The sequence below is a fragment of the Cuniculiplasma divulgatum genome (genome assembly GCA_031200235.1).
GTDB lineage: Archaea > Thermoplasmatota > Thermoplasmata > Thermoplasmatales > Thermoplasmataceae > UBA509.
In genome coordinates this window covers 1710196-1727411 of the sequence record CP133595.1, presented here as the reverse complement: position 1 = coordinate 1727411, position 17216 = coordinate 1710196, and the positions used below count along the sequence as shown (strand labels likewise).

Annotated in this window: 16 protein-coding genes; 5 read left to right on the top strand and 11 right to left on the bottom strand. The window is 47.9% G+C overall.

Annotated elements, in window-relative coordinates:
- Nucleotides 1-82: 82 nt before the first annotated feature.
- Nucleotides 83-499: a DUF296 domain-containing protein gene (locus RE469_09120; GenBank protein ID WMT44353.1), complete on the top strand. Its 417-nt coding sequence runs from the start codon at nt 83-85 to the stop codon at nt 497-499.
- A 14-nt stretch (nt 500-513) separates the two neighbouring features.
- Here RE469_09120 and RE469_09115 read toward each other — a convergent pair whose 3' ends face one another.
- Genes RE469_09115 through hppD form a run of 4 tightly spaced genes read right to left on the bottom strand, consistent with a single transcriptional unit; the run spans nt 514 to nt 4694 of the window.
- The gene (locus tag RE469_09115; GenBank protein WMT44352.1) at nt 514-1551 is read right to left on the bottom strand and encodes an iron-containing alcohol dehydrogenase; all 1038 of its coding nucleotides are present in this window, start codon (nt 1549-1551) and stop codon (nt 514-516) included.
- Nucleotides 1539-2657, bottom strand: coding sequence for a homogentisate 1,2-dioxygenase (locus tag RE469_09110; GenBank protein WMT44351.1), 1119 nt, complete (start codon nt 2655-2657; stop codon nt 1539-1541). The genes RE469_09115 and RE469_09110 overlap by 13 nt, the downstream gene beginning before the upstream one ends.
- Before the next feature lie 28 nt (nt 2658-2685).
- Nucleotides 2686-3606, bottom strand: coding sequence for a fumarylacetoacetate hydrolase family protein (locus tag RE469_09105; protein ID WMT44350.1), 921 nt, complete (start codon nt 3604-3606; stop codon nt 2686-2688).
- Nucleotides 3607-3608: 2 nt separating this feature from the next.
- A complete protein-coding gene (gene hppD, locus RE469_09100) occupies nt 3609-4694 on the bottom strand; it encodes a 4-hydroxyphenylpyruvate dioxygenase (GenBank protein WMT44349.1) in 1086 nt (361 codons plus the stop codon).
- A gap of 134 nt (nt 4695-4828) precedes the next feature.
- On the opposite strand from hppD, the gene RE469_09095 reads away from it, so the two are divergent.
- Nucleotides 4829-5488 (top strand): chlorite dismutase family protein, encoded by a 660-nt coding sequence (locus tag RE469_09095; GenBank protein ID WMT44348.1) that lies wholly within the window; start codon nt 4829-4831, stop codon nt 5486-5488.
- 61 nt (nt 5489-5549) lie between these two features.
- Here the strand turns inward: RE469_09095 and RE469_09090 are convergent, their stop codons facing one another.
- The 5 genes from RE469_09090 to RE469_09070 form a co-directional block, all read right to left on the bottom strand.
- A complete protein-coding gene (locus RE469_09090) occupies nt 5550-6191 on the bottom strand; it encodes a zinc ribbon domain-containing protein (GenBank protein ID WMT44347.1) in 642 nt (213 codons plus the stop codon).
- Between the two features lie 106 nt (nt 6192-6297).
- Nucleotides 6298-8661 (bottom strand): protein kinase, encoded by a 2364-nt coding sequence (locus RE469_09085; GenBank protein WMT44346.1) that lies wholly within the window; start codon nt 8659-8661, stop codon nt 6298-6300.
- A complete protein-coding gene (locus tag RE469_09080; GenBank protein WMT44345.1) occupies nt 8640-9503 on the bottom strand; it encodes a metallophosphoesterase in 864 nt (287 codons plus the stop codon). Before RE469_09080 ends, RE469_09085 begins: the two co-directional genes overlap by 22 nt.
- Nucleotides 9504-9513: 10 nt before the next feature.
- Nucleotides 9514-10062 (bottom strand): FHA domain-containing protein, encoded by a 549-nt coding sequence (locus tag RE469_09075; GenBank protein ID WMT44344.1) that lies wholly within the window; start codon nt 10060-10062, stop codon nt 9514-9516.
- Between the two features lies 1 nt (nt 10063).
- On the bottom strand, nt 10064-11248 hold the full coding sequence (locus tag RE469_09070; protein WMT44343.1) for a VWA domain-containing protein: 1185 nt from the start codon (nt 11246-11248) through the stop codon (nt 10064-10066).
- A 179-nt stretch (nt 11249-11427) separates the two neighbouring features.
- Between RE469_09070 and RE469_09065 the strand changes: the two genes are divergently transcribed.
- Nucleotides 11428-12879, top strand: coding sequence for a tRNA sulfurtransferase (locus RE469_09065; protein WMT44342.1), 1452 nt, complete (start codon nt 11428-11430; stop codon nt 12877-12879).
- Nucleotides 12880-12914: 35 nt separating this feature from the next.
- Here the strand turns inward: RE469_09065 and RE469_09060 are convergent, their stop codons facing one another.
- The gene (locus RE469_09060) at nt 12915-14078 is read right to left on the bottom strand and encodes a hypothetical protein (protein ID WMT44341.1); all 1164 of its coding nucleotides are present in this window, start codon (nt 14076-14078) and stop codon (nt 12915-12917) included.
- Between the two features lie 90 nt (nt 14079-14168).
- On the opposite strand from RE469_09060, the gene RE469_09055 reads away from it, so the two are divergent.
- Both RE469_09055 and RE469_09050 read left to right on the top strand, forming a co-directional pair.
- Complete coding sequence (locus RE469_09055) at nt 14169-14660, top strand: hypothetical protein (protein WMT44340.1); 492 nt, start codon at nt 14169-14171, stop codon at nt 14658-14660.
- Nucleotides 14657-16516, top strand: a complete 1860-nt coding sequence (locus tag RE469_09050; GenBank protein WMT44339.1) for an APC family permease — start codon at nt 14657-14659, stop codon at nt 16514-16516. Before RE469_09055 ends, RE469_09050 begins: the two co-directional genes overlap by 4 nt.
- A 125-nt stretch (nt 16517-16641) precedes the next feature.
- Here the strand turns inward: RE469_09050 and RE469_09045 are convergent, their stop codons facing one another.
- Nucleotides 16642-17148 (bottom strand): TIGR00725 family protein, encoded by a 507-nt coding sequence (locus tag RE469_09045; protein WMT44338.1) that lies wholly within the window; start codon nt 17146-17148, stop codon nt 16642-16644.
- Nucleotides 17149-17216 lie beyond the last annotated feature (68 nt).

Here is a 17216-nt window from a genome sequence, read left to right as displayed (position 1 = left end):
AATTCACAGATTATATCACAGAATGTATATTCACAGCTTATTTCTGTATCAGTTTTTTATCCATAAAGACGTTACTGGAACCATGCAGTCTAAATCCGAAGGAAACAAGATCTTTCTTAAAATTGAATACGGCGAAGACATTCGGGATTGTCTCAATTCTGTTCTTGAGAAGTATCATATCAGTTCAGGTGAAATAGAGTGGGGGCTGGGAGCCGCAAAAAACCTGGAAATCGGTTATTACACCGGGACTGAGTACATACGCAAAACGTACGAAGGCCCACTTGAGATGGTTGTGTTTCATGGAAGCATTGCCTCTGTGGAGCCCAGGTTTCATATCCACTGCTCGGGTGCCGGAGCTGACCACATAATGGTCGGAGGACACTTCTTTTCTGGCACTGCGATACCTCTTATGGAGATCAGCATCACAAAGTTTGACCAGATCAATATTGTAAGGGAAAAGTCCCAGAAATCAGGCCTCATGGAAGCGACTCTTCTCTGAGGTTGCCGCCTCTTTCAGATCATGTCTTCCAGGACTTCAAGAACTTCGCTGCCAGGAGCATTAATCTTTCCCGCAATATATTTGAAATCGTCACGGGTTATCCCGTAGTCACCAAGGCGTGGGACAAATCCAAGACCCCTGATGAAGCTTTCCACCGTTCTTGCAAACTGCAATGCCAGTTCCCTATTATCTGATGCGGAAAGTCCAAGCCATGATCCCATGAGTGCCAGTGGCTCAGGATTCACTTCCACGTAATGCCTGAGGACTGCGGGAAGGGTTATACAGCTGGTAACCCCATGCGGTATCTCCCACTTTGCGCCAATGACTCTGCCAATGAGGTGGCTCAGGCCGAATGGCACGTCGAACACTTCAAAATACGAGTACCATGCCGCCAGCTGACATTCATGCTTTTCCGGCAATGTATCTCCGTGGAGATTGATGAATATCTTTCTCATTGCCTCTCTGGCCATTATACGGGCAGGTTCACTGCTGAAATTTGATACCACTGTTTCAATGACATGATCCAGTGCCCTTATGCCCGATGTCCTCCATAATTTTTGGGGGGTTTCCATGGCCGGCTCCGGATCCAGGAATACGTAATGTGGTGTGATCCTGGCATCCCGTATTCCGGTTTTCTCGCCCCCGATGGAATACCCTGCAATGTGGGAGAATTCAGCTGCAGAAAGCGTTGTTGGAACTGCGATCTGGGGTGCCTCTATGTCGTAATAATACCTCACCACCTTTGCAGCATCCTGAACACTTCCACCACCAACTGAAAGTATTGTATCGCAATTCCTGTTCCTCATGAGTTCGGTAGCGTGCTCAATCTCCTCCATTGGAGAATGCTGCGTGACCTCCCTGAATTCGGCATAATCTCCAGGAATTTCGCTGAGCAGATCGCCGTAAAATACCGTTTTCGAAACTGAGCTTGATGACATCACCATGACTTTCCTGGTTCCAAGCTCCTTCAGGAGTTCTGGAAGTTCTCTCAGCACACCAGTGCCATGGTAAACCCTCCTGATGGGGAGATAATTGAACCTCATCTGTACCATGATTCCATATAGGCTCGATCTTCTATCCCAATGGCATCCCTGGTAACTTTCAGCGGCTCATACGCTTCCACCATGACTGCAACCTCGTCCGTCTCCTCTTTACCTATGGCGGATTCAAGCGCCCCTGGCTGCGGCCCATGGATGAGGCCCCTGACGTGCAGCGTTACTGATCCTGCAGATATGCCTTTCCTGCTCATGAAACTCCCTGATGAATAGAAAAGAACCTCATCGGTGTCAATGTTGCTGTGGTAATAGGATATTGGTATGGATCTGGGATGGAAATCGAATTTTCTTGGAAGGAATGTCCCTATCATGAAAGATTTTCCGCTGAATGTCTCGTGAACCGGAGGAGGCTGATGCAACTTTCCCACAATTGGCGCCATTGACCCGGTGCTTATTGCAAATGGGTAGAGGTAGCCGTCCCAGCCCGCCACGTCGAAGGGATTCATGTCTCTTTCCTCCCTGAGGAAATAATCTCCGAAATCCACCAGTACATCGAACGATCCGCCATCTGTTGATGGATCCTGGAGGCGGGGAACACGGATATCCCTGGTATAGTATGGCGAACCCTCCTTTATCTGGCCGTAAATGTTGAGGTATCTTGGTGGAATGGAAGCCCTTTCCCTGGATTCAACAAGGAAGAAATCCAGACCTGATGATGAATCAAGGGCGTAAGTTGTACCCTTTGGAATGTACAGATAATCCCCCGGCGAAACATCCAGGTTTCCCAGCATGGACCTCATTGTGGCGTGACCGGATTGAATGAAGTAGACCTCGTCACTTAGTGCGTTTCTGTAAAGAGTTCCCGCGTTCTCAGATGTCTGTGCCACTGACAGCCTGACCGTGGAATTGAACATCAGGTATCTCCTGCCAGTTACGAAGTCCCCTCCTCTGCCCAGATTTCCTGTCTGGAAATGCCTGTGAATCATCACATCTGCTGAGCTCTTATCCAGTGGCTCGCGGGATATCTTCTTCACGGATTTAACCCGTGTCGGTTCACCAAGGTGGTAAAGGAGAGAGTAAGGTCCGTCAAAACTTTCCTCCCCGAAGAGTTCCTCCCTGAGTATATTGCTCCTATCATCGTATGTGTGCCGGCTTTCTGGCATTCTGCCCTGCCTGACGTAAAACACCAACTCATTCCGCCTCCACGATTCTTGTGACCAGGTCCCCCAGTATGTCTGAGTGAAAACTCACCTGGTCTCCTGCCTTGAGCCATCCTGCTCTTTCAGGTCCTCTCTCAAGGATGCACCCTCCTGACACCGTGCCGCTCATAATGACGTCTCCGGGCTTCAGCAGAGTTTCAGTGGATGCCCATGAAATCATCTCCTGGAAAGTCCAGTGCATATCCTTCAGGTTCCCTTCCACGAAAAGATCGCCATTCAAGCTTGCCTGAAGGCTGCAGTCAAGTTTCCGGTTCTGGTCAAGGTGTGTTTCCATCTCGTCTGCGGTTACAATGAAACGGCCCATACTTGTGGCAAAATCCTTGCTCTTGGAGGGACCGAGCCCGATCTTCATCTCCTTTCTCTGCTGATCCCTGGCGCTCCAGTCGTTCATGAGGGTGAAGCCGAAGATGTGCGACCATGCATCCGCCACGGAGATGTTCTTGCCCTCCTTGCCTATTATTGCTCCCACTTCCAGCTCGAAGTCAAGTTCTGAAGAGAATCCTGGATAGGGCAGATCATGATCACTGGCATAGATGGATGAGTTGCCTGAGTAATAATATGCAGGGAATTCATACCATTCCGGTACCATATCAAGCCCTCTCAGGGATCTGGCTGTCTTCACGTGACCCTCAAATGCATAGAAATCCCTGATCTGGTTTATGTAAGGCATGGGAACTAGATAGGATGTTGGGACATGGTCAGTGATTCCGGCGTAATGTCCGCTCGCAATGAAACTCCTGATCTTTTCAAGGTTCTTGAGCACAACGGAGTAAAATGACCTCCCCTGTTCCTCCACAGGCATCCCTATGATCTCACCCAGATCCAGGAAGCTTTCTCCAACTGCGATAACGGTCCTTATACCGTCCTCCGTTTCGACCCTTGCAATCCTCATGGTTACAGGTTCCCTCTCTTGGCCTGTTCTGCCTCAATGGACTTGAACAGTTCCCTGAAATTTCCCTTGCCGAAGGATGTGGCTCCCTTACGCTGGATTATCTCGTAGAAGAATGTTGGCCTATCACCAACTGGCCTTGTGAAAATCTGGAGGAGATATCCGTCATCGTCCCTGTCAACCAGTATGTTCAGGCGACGAAGATCCTCGACCTTTTCGTCAATCTTTCCAACCCTGTCCAGAAGTGTATCGTAATACACTGAAGGGGTTGTGAGGAACTCCACACCCCTTGATTGCATCTCTGCCACGGTTTTCAGTATATTGTCCGTCTCTATGGCAATATGCTGTACTCCTGGTGAGTTGTAATAGTCCAGGTATTCCTGTATCTGTGACTTTTTCAGCCCCAGGGCTGGCTCATTGATGGGGAAGATGATTTTCCTGTTCCCGTAATGCACAACCTTTGACCTTAGAGAAGAGTATTCTGTGCTTATGTCCTTGTCATCAAAGCTTATGAGCTGGTCAAAGCCCAGCCCCTTGACGTAATAATTTACCCAGGAATCCATCATTCTGTCCTCAACGTTACCAACAGTATGATCGATCTTCTTCAGACCGACATGTTTTCCCCTGGTCCCGATTTCCTCAAATCCGGGAGGAATTCCTGATTTGTAGCTGTCCTCCTCAACAAGCGTGTGCACTGTTTCACCGTAAGAATATATTCTGGCGGTATCAAAAGTGCCTTCCCTGCCCGTGATTTTTGAAACTGGTGAAATCTTTGCGACGCCTCTCTTTCTGACGAAGTCCACGGTGTCCCCAATGTTTTCAACGCGAAGGGAAATGTCCTTCACTCCATCCCCATGATATCTCACATGATCGGCAATTGGAGAATTGTAGTTCAGGTAACTGGTGAAAATCAGACGGACGTCCCCCTGACCCAGGAGGTATGAAACGCGATCCCTCACACCGGTCTCAGGACCGGCATATGCAATGAGGTCAAAACCCAGTGCCTGCTGATGGTAAAATGACCACTGCCTTGCTGAACCCACGTAATATTCCACAGCATTGACGGCATTGAATATGTTATCATTATCCATGAGTCAATAACAATAATACAGTAATAAGGATTTTCAATTGGGAATACTGAAAACAGCCACTGCGGCGTGATAGCCATTGCCATATATTAATTGGAAATGCATAATTATGAAGTAATGATTACTGAATGATATCATTGTCAGATGAAATCTACACCTATGTGGCAACTTTCTCCTTCAACAATCAATTCTATTCGCTGGAGCAGCCGGAAAGGGATGCAGTGGTTGAGGCCCTGAACGTAACTTTCAGGGAATATGAGGGGAGGCTGATCAACCTCAGGATGTACCGATCCATAAGGCATGACTGCGACGTAATATTCTGGATGTCCTCCCATGACCCCATGGATATGTCCAGATTCAAGGAGAGCATCATGAGGGCAATGGGAGGATATGGATCAGCTAGGTACAGCATGTTTTCGCTCTACGAGCATTCTCCATACCTCAGGGATGTAAGAAGCCTTGAGGACACACTGAGATTCGTCCCAAAGAGATATTTCGTCGCGTATCCCATGAGCAAGACGCCTGACTGGTATCTTATTGATTATGATGAAAGGAAGAGGATACTTGCTGAGCACATTGGAATGGCAACATCACACCCCGAGAACCGGGATATCCGATCGTACACCACATACTCATATGGGCTGGGTGATCAGGAGTTTGTGGTTCTTTACGAAACAGATTCGCTTTCCCAGTGGTCCCATGTAACCGGTAAGCTCAGGGAGGCAACAGCACGAAAATGGATCATAAAGGAGGAGCCAATAATCATTGGAATACTCTCTGAGCCCATTAAATTCTGATTTTGTCTTTTTTTTACCGAAGGCTGAGCGTCAGGGTCGGGCCTTCAGTGCGGATGAGACGTCATGGTGGGTTGTTTCTTCCCATCCACTTCTTCAGTTTGTCTTTCACGCTGTCCGGAATAAGTGAATATCTGGTCTGTGACATTGAATATATCATGCGATCCCCATCACGGGATATTCCAGTTGCATTCAGTATCTGATCCATGATGCTCTGCCATCCAGCAGTTGCTGAAATCCCCTTCACCTTTTCTGTGAGTTCAGATTTACTGACTGTAAAAATGCCGCTTTTTGCCAGTTGTGCCTTTATGTTGACATCTTCCTTCAATTTCAGTGCATCATCAAGAACCGCCACGCCAATATCTGATCCCATCCGGAATTTCGCCCTCACCATATCCTCCCATGTATTGGAATTTGGCTCCGACGTGATTTTAACCATAATGACCGACGGGCCGGGGGAGACTATGAGAAGGTTATCATCACCGGAAATCAGCCCTGGAAGCCCACTGACGGAATGCGCCGATACGTCAGATTTGTTCAGAACCTTCTCCAGCTGGGCAAAAACCGAACTTACTGCAGGAGGGGGATCAGGGGGAAGGTTTTGATGCTCATGAACCGGTACATTCTGCTGAAGTCTTGATCCACATTTCTGGCAGAACAGGGAGCCATCTGGCATGGACGAACCGCAAGATGGGCACTTTATCATGTCCTAATAAAATTCATGGTGAGATATTAACATATGCAGTCCCGGTTCAAAACAAATCCAGAGTCCCAGTTGCGGGTTGAATTCCCATAACGGCGATGATGCAGCGTTATATGTCACGGACCGATTTAAAGCCGTAATCCTTCACTGCACAGTGAATCAGGCTCTTCTTGATCTCGCTCATGTCGCTGTACCTGTTTGCTGGATCGGGATCGATGCACCTCATTATGAGAAACTGGAGGGGTTTCCTCACGAGGGGATTAACTTTTGATGGCTCAGTCACAGGCACAGCAGTAGCTTCCCAGAGAAGAGCGTTCCTGTCAGTGTAGAATTTTCCAGAATTCACACGGCTTTCAATGAAGACCTGCCTCCTGGCAAGACTCTTGGCAGTCCTGAAATCGTTGGCTGATCCTGTAAGAAGATAATACATCACCATGCCGAACTCATATACATCATAGGTCTCGTCCGTGTCATAGTTGCTCAGGAGAATCTCTGGAGGAGAATACAGCACGGAAAACTGAGAAAATACAATGTTACCGAGACCCCTGATCTTGGCTGAACCGAAATCAACAATCTTTGGTGTTATGTCGTTCTTCCTTATTGCCTGTATGAGCTTATCAGGCGTCCTTGAATAAGACTTGACAGAGAATCCATTCCTGCTTGCAAACATTATGTTGTCAGGTTTTATGTCACCGTGCAGGATTCTGGCATCATGTGCATCCTGAAGACCCTGTGAAACCCTGATAGCAATCTCAAAGAACAGTTCCATCTGCTTCATGGTATTGAACTTGAAATCCAGATCGGAAAGTTTTCCACCCTGCAGCAGTTCCATTATTATTGCAGGTGGATTTTCCTTGTACTTGTCCATCTTTGTTCCATCGTCAGGATATGTCCTCAAACCCACCCCAATTATGTTGACCACATACTTCTTCCCGTTCAGCACCATGACATTCTGGAATTCAAGGAGGAATTTCCTCAGAAATTCGTTATCGAAAGCAATCTTGGTGCCATCTGAAGCAAAGGGCTTAAGGATCTTTATGGCAACATCCGGTTCACCAAATCTTGATGCTCTAAGGACGTAAGCGAACCCAGTCTCACGGCTTATGATATCCCTGACAGTATATCCGGATATTTCGCGTCCTATCCAGAAGTCGGGAACGTTCACTGAAGTGGGCACAATGGGTGTGGCTGGCTGCTGGATGTGTACCCTGGCAGGCGTGGCCGGCGCGGATCCAGCTGAAGGCTGTGGACTCCCCTTTCCCTTCACTTTGACAGTCTTGAGGAGATCGTAATTACCCAGGAAGCTTTCCTTAAGGCTGCGTGATATCCCTGTAGCGCTTCCCACTGCCACAGCTGTAACCGTCATTCCAGCAATGAGAGGAACCTGGAAATGAGCAGAATATCCTGATCTGTAAATCATAATTATGCTGAGAAGCAGAACAGAGCCATACAGGACTGTCGCCTTGCCACCCCGTGTTGCAATGATTCTTCCCACGAGAATTATTATGGCCAAGATAACAATGGCAATTACAAGCATGAAATAGATCCGGGCCGAAATAAATTCCGAATAAGTCAGTCCTCCGTTCTCGAATGAGATGGGAAGAAGATGGAAATATGAGAGAACGAAATAGCCGCCAGCAAGTGGTATAACGGCCCCTGCCAGTTTCCTTGCTGCAGACGGCGGCGCTATTCCCCGGAATATATACACAACTGCTGTCACGGCTATTATGAGAATGATGTATGAAAGCACAAGGTACAGCAACGGGTATACAATAGTTGTCGGAAATGTAAATCCCCTGATTAGGAATATTATGCTGTTATTGAATCTCAGTGGAAGCATTACCATGTTGCCAAGAATCAGGAACTTCGCTATCTGCCTGTGAAACTTGAAGCGGGTGAAGTAGGCCTCCACCGCCACAATGGGTGCAGAGAAATAGAGAACTTCCCTTGCAAAAACTGGCACTGTATCGAAAGCCACCATCCCACGGTTGATCACGGGAATGAATACAAGAATCATGAAAGACCCCAAAATTATTGCTTCTCCGGATATTCTGTTCTTGACCGGGGCTCTTGATGCCAAGGCGGCGATGAATGCTCCACCTGACACCACTGCAACAGCGTATGGGAGCCAGAACAGTATTTCCATCACGTATGCTTCGACTGTTGATGAGACCCCGGCCGGAAGAGTAAGTGGGTTCAGGCTGATGTAGTCCAGAAACACCCACATAACGAAGAAAATCCATGCAAAGCCAACCAGTGTGGATCGGGCTATCCTGTAGCCGGATTTTGTATTCTCAGATATTCTGCCAGCCACAAACAGGGCGAATGCTGCAAGGAAAAGCAGAATGATGATCTCAGTGGTGTGTGGAAGAGACGGGAAAACCAGAACGTACACATTTGCAAGTAAGAGAATCCCAACGATGGCCAGCGCTGCCGCAATTGCACGCAGTATCAGGCCGGGTCTGCTGGCCATGCGATTGAGCCCTCCTCATCGGGAACAATCATGATTTCCTGCCTGTGGTCAGGGCCAAGGTCGATTCTCAAAATTGCAGCCTTTCCCTTGTGGTACCTTGACGAGAAAATTGAGATAAGCTTGCCCTGGAACATATACTCGTAGCCGGACTTTTTCACTTCATGTGCCCTGATGAGGAATTTGATATCATTTTTCTCAACGAACTCATTGAAGGCGTCTGGTCCGAAAAGGTAGGTTCCCTCGCCTCTGGTGCCGGGAAGAAAACCGTCAACATATTCCCTGGGATCATTCCAGAGTATCTGGAAGGCGCCTGGATCTGATGGTTCAGGGTCATCCATGGGGAGGGATTCCCAGCCCTTAAGCGACAAGGGATCACTGGCGATTCCTCCATGCACCGCCAGGATGCAGTTGTTCAGCAGCAGGGCATACGGGAGCCTACCGTAAAGCCTCACAACATGAGGGTAAAGCTGGTCGAAAATACCGAGGCTTTTCAGTTCGTCGGAAAAACCATAGTAGTCGTTCGTCAGCGTGCTTTCATGATTGCCACGTACAATGACCACCCGCCCGGATATTATTGCTGATTCAACCACGAACAGAAGATTGAAGAGCTGGTTCCTGCCCCTGTCGACAAGGTCTCCAACAAAGCATACGAGTGCACTGTTCCTGGAAACTGCCAGGGCATATGAGGAAACATCAAGGGCACCATGGGTATCGCCCACAAATGTTGCTTCACCGCATTCCACGACCATTTTCCTGACAGGTACCGGATGGCCGAGTTTCTCAACATACCTGTCCAGTGTACCCGCCATCATTTCCGGTATTATGAGATATGGAAAATCCAAGGTCAGCACCTCAGACTGCCTTTACGGACGTAACCTTCACTATGGTGTCTTCTCCAAATTTCACTAGGGATTTCTCCTGAATCTTTGTTTTTTCCTTCACTTCCACAAACTTCGATCCGTCGTAAATGAATGTGCCGTTGCTGCTGCCAACATCCTCAAGGTAATATGAACCACCATCCAGCATGATCTTTGCATGCATCCTCGACACACTGGCGTCAGGGATCTGCATAACATTTTCAGGCGAACGCCCCACCGATACGGAAGGAAACACGGAAAAATTCACCTTTACCTTCTTCCCCATAAGACTGTCCATGGGGCTCTGGACAAACTGGAACTCCAGGAAACTCTCCTCCTGGGGCTCCCCGGCATGCTCCGAAACAGGAGCCTGGGGGGGCTGCTGGACCGGTGAAGGCTCAGGTGCAGGCTGCTGGGTCTCTGGATCCTGGACCATAACTCCCTGCTGTGATTCCATCTCGCTGATCCTGCCTGATCCACATAGGACACACGCTGATTCCGAATCCTCATTCTGCGATCCACACTTAGTGCAAAACCATGTCATTTCAATTCCTCTTTATTTTTGTTGTCTGGTTATACGCTTCCTTTCTGTCAACCTCACCGGAACCGGAGGAAAGCACCCGGTCCAGTTTTCTTGTTGCTTCTATGAGCTCAATCTTTCTGGTTGCGTTTGCAGCGTCCATAGCCTGCCTGTTAATTCTTGTGGCATTGTCGAAATCACCCTGCGATATGAGGTATTCCACCTGGTTCATCTGCATCTTCAGGCGTGCCTCGTTCACAAGATCCCTGTTTATGCCTGACACAACCATTTCCGAGTTCTTTGTTCTGTTCAAAGTCACAGGAAACTTGTCCTCCCTGGAACTGCCGTCATTGTCCCTGTAGGAAACTATGGCCTGCAGGGCAGTGATGCTACCCTCTGCTCCACCCTTTATGTCCACGGATCCTGTCACATTTACTGGAGTTGCGCCCACAGAGCCCAGATTTACTGTTACAATCCCATCGTCCACTGTGAAGGACTGATCAAAAACATTCACTGAACCGGATTCCCGGGGGACTATCTTCAGCGTGACTGATGTACCTCCAGCAGTGGCAGCCTCTCTGGCATGTTTCCTGAATGTTTCTGAGACCAGATTCCGGTCAGTAGCATTCACGAAGTCACCATTTGTAATGTCAGAAATCTTCTTCAGTATGGTCTCATCGTAATCTCCTATTCCAATACTGACTATTTTCATGCCAATTTCGGATGCACTTGCCGCAAGCTTTTCATACCTGTCCACATCTGTGACATCTGAGGGTTGGCCGTCCGTGAGCAGTATGGCTGTTACTGACCCTCCTTCTGATGAAAACTTCCTGGCATCGTCGTAAACCGTTTCCAAAGCCCTGTAAAGACTTGTTCCTCCCGATGCCCTGATCCTGTCAATCTCCTTTGAAATTCTATCCACATCATCAACAGGGCCCATTGGTATAATTCTTTCCACTCTGCTGGCAAATGAATACAGGGCCAGTTCATTAGCTTCCCCCAGAACATCAAGTACCATCTTGGCAGCATCCCGAGCATCATCAAGCTTCTCACCATGCATTGAACCGCTTCTATCCACAATAATTGCAATGGCAGACCCGGATCCTGCATTATCGCCCTGTACCGCACTTATTCCAACCTGGAAGTAGATCTTCGTCAGTGTGTCTGAGAAACAGTTCGAATTGCTGGTTTTTATGAAAGTCTTCAACATAATATAATATGAAATATTATAAGTTTAAAAATATTGTTGTCTGGATTATAATTCTGATTTTCTGAATGATGCGGAAGATTCGGTCCACATATTTTGGCATAAAATGTTCCGATCTCCCGCCGTATTCCCATTTGCAGTGCTCCACATAATGTTTTATTCCACTGTCCCATGGGGAAATATTGATCATAGTCAGATACTCCGAGATAGGACTCAAGGGATCGCACGCAAGAAGGATGATGGAAAACCGCCTTCGTGGGAATATAATTCAGGGACTTCTGCGGGCAGGTGAAAATGCTACTTTCAGGTGGGAACGTGGGAGGCTCTTCCTTGATGGATACTCAAATCCGGAAACGGTCATGGAGGTTCTGAGCCGCACAATGGGCGTGAAATCACTCTCTGAGGTTACTGAAATGGTATTCTCCAGCCCTTCTGAAATTGTGATCAGGGCAACTGAGCTGTACGCAGGGAGCCTCCGTGGAAAGAAATTTGCAGTGAGGACAAGAAGAGCTGGAGGACAGAACTTCACTTCTATCAATCTGAATCTGCTTGTTGGTGATGCACTTTTTCCTTATTCTGCTGGGGTGGATCTGGAGCATCCTGATCTGGAGGTAAACATCGAGTTGCGTGACAACAGAGCGTATTTTTTCAACAGCTCCCGCCCGGGCCCTGGGGGCCTTCCCATAGGCTCGGAGGGAAAGCTGGTGGCACTTGTATCTGGCGGAATTGATTCGCCTGTGGCAGCATGGATGGCCATGAAGCGGGGATCACCTCTGGAATTTGTTTTTGTCTCACTTGCACACCCTGTTGACACAGTGGATTTCCTTTCGGCCATGAAGAGGCTTGTTGCCCGTTGGGGCCATGGATATGATCCTGTGATTCATATAATGGATGGATCATCCATTGTTGCAGAGCTGGCTGGCAGGGATGATTACTCCGCCCCAAGTGTCACATTCAAGCGCATTCTTTATTCTGTTGCGGCAAGGATAGCTGTGTCCACAGGAGCCTATGGCATAGTGACAGGCGAATCACTGGGGCAGGTCTCCTCACAAACCCCAGAAAATCTCATGGTTATAAACCGGGGGACTGACATTCCTGTATACCGGCCACTGGCGGGAATGGACAAGGATGAGATAACTGATCTTGCAAGAAGGATAGGCACTTTTCCGGAATCCAGCAAGGGTGAGTTCTGCTCCCTGTTCTCAAGAAATTCCATAATGGGCGTAACCGTGCAGCAGGTTGATCACGACATGGCCATGTTCCCATTTGTCGATAAGCTGATAGCCAGCGACACCACAATAAATGGAAGTGAAATCGACCATTACACCATGGGGATTCCTGACATTGATCTAAGGGGGAAGGACATAGAATTGGATCCTGTGGTGGTGGACCTCAGGGGGCATGATAAATTCGATGAATGGCATTACCCCGGTTCAGTGCATGCGCGCATAGGGGATGTTAAGGAACTTATTGACAGATTCGGGAAAGGCAGGACATTCGTATTCTACTGCCAGAAGGGTCTTCAGAGCGCGTATGCAGCAAGTGAAGCCAGGAAGATGGGTGCAGTTGCCTATTACATGGATACTGAGGGCCTGAAAAAAACCCTGCGAAGCCGGAAGCCGGATCCCAGTTGAGGCGCACGAGTCCAGTAAGTGTTATCTCCATACTTTCACTGGCTTTTTGACATGGTGTCCATAAAACCCGGAATCCCCATGAATGAGGCTACTGTGTTGGATCTGTCGCCAAGCAGGGATAACCTCTGATATATGAAATTGCGAGTCAATCCTCCCTGATCTGAGTCATCAATTTCCTGGGTGGAACCCAGGACTCCTGTGACTTCCTGCGTGATAAGCGGCGACAGGATCTCCAGGATGGTGTAGAAAAGATCTGTGACCTTCATTGTTGCCAGTATATCTATTTCCCTGAGGATAAGGCGGCTGAGACGAAGCTTATGATCCCTGAGATAGAGCATTGCCACGCGGATCTGGCTTATGAGGGAAATGAGTACATCTCTGTTAACTGCGCTGTTCATTGCAGGTTGGGATGTGATGTTTACAGTCTGCATCTGGTCCCGGTACTCAATCTCAAGGAAATGTGAATCCTCTGATACTGAGGAGTGAAAGGTATAGGAAGAATCGGTCTCATCGTTTGAGAAGGTCAGTACAAGGTTTGTTGGTGACAGGACTGCAGAGGACAGGAAATAGTGATCAAGTTTCTCAAAGTCAACAACCGGGTCCTTGCTGACCCATGTCTTGCCGATCCTGGCTGGAAGCTTTATCCCCTTGACCAGTGTGTCAACCTCCATTTTCGATTTGAGGAATTCAACTTCTGAGGAGTTCAGCAGGAACTCATACTGAAGATCGTGCTGCGACGTGCAGATGTATCGTGTCTCATAACCCCCTTCAACATACTTCAGGCGAATTTCCCATTCCAGGAGAGGGAGCGGTTCCCTTGAAAGAAATGCCTCTATGGCCTTTGTGCTCTTTGCCCTGTATGAGTTCATCTCCTGAGTTTTTGAATCTATATCTGCCCTGAGTGCGGGAATGAGCTTTTCCTCATATCCCTGCAGGCTGGCACGGGTGTGGTCCAGGATGCTGTCACGGTACATGGTAAACTGATCCATCCCCTCCTCCTTCTCATAAGTATCAAGAATTTCAGCAATCTCATTATATATATTTCTCTCCCTGCGAATGCTTTCCTCCATTCTTTTCTGAAGGTCAGTAAGCTCGGCGCTGCAATCCGCCGCCCGGTCAGAGTTTACCACGGCGTCCACAAGCTCGGTGAGTACCTGCCTTGTGAGTTTTGCGCCCCCAGGTGTATTTCTACTTTCCATTTTCATCCTTATAGTGGTTCAGATTTATTATGATTTTTCAATGAGAAGGATCAAATATTTATCTGTTCTTACATAAGTACTATTGATAACGTGGCTGAAAAGAAGACAGAGACAACGGAGAGCTACAGGAAAAATATCGAGAAGCTTAAGCTTGACATGCGGTCCGCCATGCTTCTGGCCAGGACGAGCAATACATTCTCCGGTATTTTAGGCCGCGAAATACTTGATTCTCCGGATCCGGAGATAAGATCCTTCATTGAATTCATAGTGTCAAAGCAGAAAATCAGTATCAGGGGGCTCGTAATGATCGCGGCAGGAGAAATAGCGTTTGCAGCCCTTCTTATCTTCCTGAGCCTCTCATTCATAGTGCCTGCATTCTTCGCTTATGCAAACCCGGACGTATTCCTGGGATACCTTTATCGCGCCACTCAGGCAGTGAGCGTCAGCACACTGGCAGACAGGATTGTGGTGCTGATAGACTTCGTGGTCTGCGTGTTCATGCTGCTTTCTGCACTTCAGCTTCTCAGAACTGCCTCTGATACACTGAGAAACGCAGGAATGAGGGTAACGGAGGCAAATTGACAGCAACCTCATCCTACATCAGGTCGTCAGTTATCACGTTCAAGGTTATCACAGTTGTAATCGGACTCATATTTATCACGGTTTCAGGTGTGATACTATATGAATCCGCAAGAAGCTATTTTGCAGGAGGAGCCCTGTTTTTCTCCGGAACAGTGGAGATTTTCGCAACTCTGGCGGCCCTAATTTCTGGAGTTACCCTTGTTACCATACTTCCGGAATCCGTAAAAGTCAGATTTTCCCGCCCCAGGTCAAGAACGCAGCCTAACCCCACGTATGGATTCACCACACTTCTTGCAATTGGTCTGGGTGCAACAATCGGTTCACCTCTTTTCATCATTCTTCCTGTGAATATAGAACAGTATGCCATTGTTTCGGTGGTCTCACTTGTAATAGCAGGACTCTTAAGCATTGGAATCGCCAGAATATATTCGTATATGTTCCGGTATTCGTCTGCCAACGGAGTGGATGTGGTGGGTGGCCCTACCTTTGTCAGGATTTCAACCAGAGAAAAATCCGTTAGGTATTTCCTTGCAAGATTTTCACTCTGGATTGCCAATACCTCACTTGCCGCGTTCTGCGCCATATTCTTCTTTACCTTCACCTTCCAGACCCTTCCCGTAATTGCTCCGGCGGTTGGGCTGTCCCAGCCTTCAGCCATGTTCCTTGGATACCTCATAGTGGGTCTCTTCGCAATGTGGTTTGTCATAAATGCATTCTTCGAGAAGAGATTCATAAGGATGATTGCCAGGGCACAGATTCTGTTTCTCTCTGTAATGGTGATCATAATAGTTGCTCAGGGCCTGATTCTCGGCATACATGGGAACTGGAATTTATCTGGAATCATGGCTTCGCGCTCCGGGAACCTTCCGCTTGATGTGATAGAGAACACAGGATACCTGTTCATTCTATTCTTCGGCTTTCAGGAAATCCAAAGCGTGACAAAGGAAAGCCTGAAGGAATCCAGGATTCCTGTACTCTCCAGACTGTTCAACAGAGGAAGACCCTACCCGGCATCCAGATACATCCCGCTGTCAATGTACACAACGGTGATTCTTGCTACTTTCATAATGCTGTTTGACGCCATGACTATGTTTTCTGTCCATCCTTCTCTTGGTAAGCTGCAGCAAGCCCAGATACCTGCACTATACATTGTCAGTACCTATATCAGCCCGCAATTCCAGATTTACACGCTTGTGGCATTTCTTCTGGCGACTGTGACAACTTTTGTGCCAGCATTCATTGCAGCGTCCAAACACCTCAGGGAACTTGTGGAAGATGGCTTCTTTCCCAGGTCCCTGAGAGGCCTTTCCTGGGTCTTCACAATCATACTCATTGCGATTCTTTCTCTGACCAACCCGAATTTCCTGGTTAACATAACAGACTTCATGGTACTTGTGGCTCTTGCACTGATCTGTCTTTCTGCCTTCTGGCTCAGGAACATAAGCAAGAAGGTACCTAGGGGAGTGATACTGGTTGCACTTGGATCCGGAATGTTTGCATTCTTTGTGGATGCCCTTCTGTACCCGCAAAATCCCACAGTTGTTCTTCTTGGTGTCATTGCAGTCATACTTAGCTTCCTCACATACGATGTCGTGTCCCTGGGAACCATGGGGCTCCAGATTTTTGTCATATTTTTCGACCTGGTGGCGTTTATGTTTGAAGCGATATTTCCATCAACAATTGCCATAACCTATCCCTCATTCTTTGGACCCCTTGCAGGGCATGTACTCCTGCCGTTTATGTTCCTGAGGATTATACTGCTGCTCAGTGCTGCAACAGTTTTTGTGAACATTATTATGGACGTTTTCGTCATCAAGAGGATTGATTTGACAGGGGCGCCTGTCGGAAAGAGTTGAAACAAAATCCCCGGTTTTTGCTTAAATTATATTGCCTTGTTTCTTCTTTGACTATAAGATTCAAAACACCTAAGGTACAGAAGGATCGCAATTTAACCTGAATGATAAAGGGAGCAGTATTTGGCTCACGAATCCATATCAGGGGGCTCCTGATTCAGCCTGTGCTTCTCGGCCTCCCTCAGAGCCAGGTCCACTGCCTCCTTTGCCGAATCTGCATGGAACATGATGCCATCATCCTTCTTGGTATGATCAATTCCAAGGTCTCCTATGACGATTACAGATTTGCCCTCGGTTAAGGCAAAGGCAGCCTCAGACATGGTACCGGTTGCACCATCTATTGCTATGACGGCATCAGCAGCCCTTATTATGAGGAAATTTCTTGCATAGCCTATTCCGGTCGGGAGGCGAAATGTGAGGAACCTGTTGCCCGAGGTTGTGGAGTATCCAGGCAGTATGCCAATTATGGTGCCTCCTGCCTCGCTAACTCCCTGGGCAACCCATTCCATAACCCCGGTCATGCCGCCACAGATCACAGTGGCATGACGTTCTGCCAGGATGTGGCCCACCTCCAGAGAAATTTCTCTATACTTGATGTCAGCAGTGCTTCCGCCTATTACCGCAATGTTGTACACAATGGGGTATTGGTTTTTCATATACAAGATTTGATCTGTTGAGAACAACAGATTGCGGAAATTTTATT